Below are 2914 nucleotides of genomic sequence, written 5' to 3'. Positions count from 1 at the left end.
TTCGTGCGCCGTCGAACGGTGTTGAAGTTGCCGCTGCTAGTGGCAGGAGGCATCGCCTTGGCCCACACACCACACGCGTCCGCGCAGCCGCCACGCACGTCGCCGCAGGCAAGCCGCTGGTCACCCGAGCGCGCCAACCGCTGGTATCAAGCGCAGGGTTGGCCGGTGGGCGCGAACTACATCACGTCCAACGCCATCAACCAGCTGGAGATGTTCCAGCCCGAAACCTTCGACCCCCGGCGCATCGATACCGAATTGGGTTGGGCCCGCGCCAACGGGTTCAACGCGGTGCGGGTTTTCCTTCACGATCTGCTCTGGGCGCAGGATCACCGAGGGTTCCAGGGCCGTCTCGCGCGGTTCGTCGACATCGCTGCCCGCCACGGCGTCAAACCGCTGTTCGTCTTGTTCGATTCGTGTTGGGATCCGTTCCCCCGACCGGGTCCGCAGCGCGACCCCCGGCCCGGCATCCACAACTCGGGCTGGGTGCAGAGCCCGGGTGCCGCGCGCCTCGACGACCGCGGCTACGTCCGCACCCTACGCGCCTACGTCACCGGGGTCCTGACGCAATTCCGCAATGACGACCGCGTTTTGGGCTGGGACCTGTGGAACGAGCCGGACAACCCCGCGGACACCTACGCGTCGGTCGAGCGGAAGGACAAGCTCGACCTGGTCGCCGACCTGCTCCCCCAGGTATTCGAGTGGGCGCGCCTGGTCGATCCCCGCCAGCCGCTGACGAGCGGGGTGTGGGACGGTGAGTGGGCCGACCCGGCGCGCCGCAGCGTCATCAGCGGCATTCAGCTCGACAACTCCGACGTCATCAGCTTTCACTCCTACGGCGAACCGGCGGCGTTCGAGAGGCGCATCGGCGAGCTCGTCCCGCTGGGGCGCCCGATCCTGTGCACCGAGTACATGGCCCGGCCGCTGGGCAGCACGGTGCAAAGCATCCTGCCCATCGCAAAGCGTGCCAACGTCGGCGCGTTCAACTGGGGATTGGTCGCCGGGAAAACTCAGACGTACTTTCCCTGGGACTCCTGGGACCATCCGAACCCGGATCCGGCGATGCCGCAGGAATGGTTTCACGACCTGCTCGGCCCCGACGGACGGCCGTTCCGGGACACCGAGATTCAAACGATCCTCGAATTGACCGACCTGGCGATGCATCTGCGGCCGCCACCGGCCCGCTGACGGGGACGCGTCAGCGGCACCGATTCTGGAAGTCGGTCAACGGCTGGCGAATGCCCTCGAGGTCGGCGTGGGTCTGCGGGTTGGCATCCATGTACTGCTTCAACTGGTCACGCATGTCGCTGCGTGGCTGACCCTTCAAGCTGGTGAAGTAATCGTTGACGTCCGGGTGGGTGAACAGGTAGGCCGACGTGGCCGCGGCGACGCCGGCCGAAACCTGGGCCAGATCGGCCGCCGTGCAATTGGGTAGCGCCGCGGGCGCCGGCTGCGGATCGTCCATCGGCAGGTCCGCGGCAGCCGAACCGGCCGCCGCGAAAAGCATTGTCACACTGGCCGCGCAGGCTGCCATTCCACCGGCAACGGCTCGGGCTGCCGGGCGAACAAAACACACCATGGAAACGCTCCTTCGTCGACCGTCCGTGAGGCGAGCGGGTATTCGTACCGCAAACCATAAGGGGTTTCGGCTCGGCGCATACGCGAATCAGGCGGCAAAGAATCGCGGGGCCACGGTAGGGTCGGGCGGTGGCGGAAGTCCTTCAGACCCAGGTTTGTGTTGCCGGTGGGGGCCCCGCCGGCTTGGTTCACGCGCTCTTGCTCGCCCGCGCCGGGGTTCGGGTTGTGGTCTTGGAGAAGCACAATGACTTTCTGCGTGACTTCCGCGGCGATACCGTGCATCCGAGCACCCTGCGGATCATGGACGAGCTTGGGTTGGTCGATGAGCTGCTGCGCCTGCCGCACACCAAAGTCGACCGTGTCGCTTTGGACGCCGACGGGTCCATTCGCACCTTGGGCACGTTTGGAGTGCTCAAACGGCTGGGTTTCAAACAGCCGTATATCGCGTTGATGCCGCAGTGGGACTTCCTCGACTTCCTCGCCGAAAAGGCTTCTGCGTACCCGGAATTCACGCTGATCCGCAACGCCGAGGTCAAAGACCTGATCTTTGACGGCGATCGGGTGATCGGGGCGCGCACGCCCGAACTCGAGGTGCGCGCCGACCGGGTGGTCGGCGCGGACGGGCGCAAGTCGGCGGTGCGGAACGCCGCCGGGCTCGAGGTCGCCCGGGCGCACTCGCCGATCGACGTGCTGTGGTTTCGGCTGAACTGGCGCCCCGGCGATCCGCAGGAGCTCTACGGGGTGGCCCGTAAGGGCCTCATGATGGCCCTGATCTATCGGGGCGACTATTGGCAGATCGCGTATCTGGTGCCCAAGGGGTCAAACCCCCGCGACGGATCGCTGGAGGCGTTCAAAGAGCGGATCGTGTCGGCGCGACCGCAGCTGCGCGAACACGTCGACGACCTTCGTTCCTGGGACGAGACCAGTGAGCTCGACGTGCGGGTGGACCGGCTCAAAACGTGGTGGCGTAGCGGCGTGCTCTGCATCGGCGATGCGGCCCATGCCATGTCACCGATCGGCGGTGTCGGGATCAACCTCGCCGTCGCCGACGCGGTGGCGGCGGCCAACATCCTGGCCGCCCCCCTGCGCGAGGGCCACCTGCGCGACACCGACCTCGCCAAGGTGCAGCGCAGGCGAGAGCTGCCCACCCGGCTCATCCAGGCTATTCAGGTGGTCGCCCAGGACAGGGTGGTCGCGCCCAACTTGAACGGTGACCTGTCACCCATCGCGATACCCGCGATCGTGGGTCGGGGCCCGCTGCAATTCATCCCGCCGATCGCATTCGGACGAGGCCTTCGCCCCGAACACGTACGCACTCCAGACGTGCACACGGCCTAAG

The 2914-nt window shown here is 66.7% G+C and carries 3 protein-coding genes; 2 read left to right on the top strand and 1 reads right to left on the bottom strand.

All coding sequences use genetic code 11. The features are described from left to right. Positions 1-3: 3 nt before the first annotated feature. A complete protein-coding gene (locus Q0W90_RS24015) occupies positions 4-1185 on the top strand; it encodes a 1,4-beta-xylanase (RefSeq protein ID WP_297700898.1) in 1182 nt (393 codons plus the stop codon). Between the two features lie 10 nt (positions 1186-1195). Here the strand turns inward: Q0W90_RS24015 and Q0W90_RS24010 are convergent, their stop codons facing one another. Next, positions 1196-1531, bottom strand: coding sequence for a heme-binding protein (locus Q0W90_RS24010; protein ID WP_297596653.1), 336 nt, complete (start codon positions 1529-1531; stop codon positions 1196-1198). Between the two features lie 173 nt (positions 1532-1704). On the opposite strand from Q0W90_RS24010, the gene Q0W90_RS24005 reads away from it, so the two are divergent. Then, complete coding sequence (locus Q0W90_RS24005) at positions 1705-2913, top strand: FAD-dependent oxidoreductase (RefSeq protein ID WP_297777126.1); 1209 nt, start codon at positions 1705-1707, stop codon at positions 2911-2913. Position 2914 lies beyond the last annotated feature (1 nt).

This window comes from Mycobacterium sp. (genome assembly GCF_025933915.1).
Classification (GTDB): Bacteria; Actinomycetota; Actinomycetes; order Mycobacteriales; family Mycobacteriaceae; genus Mycobacterium.
The sequence above is the reverse complement of the archived record's forward strand: the minus strand, read 5'-3'. Positions and strand labels throughout refer to the sequence as shown.

Bases quoted from the DNA above. Each gene is read 5' to 3' on its own strand.
- Q0W90_RS24010 (WP_297596653.1), bottom strand. From the start codon at position 1,531: ATGGCAGCCTGCGCGGCCAGTGTGACAATGCTTTTCGCGGCGGCCGGT.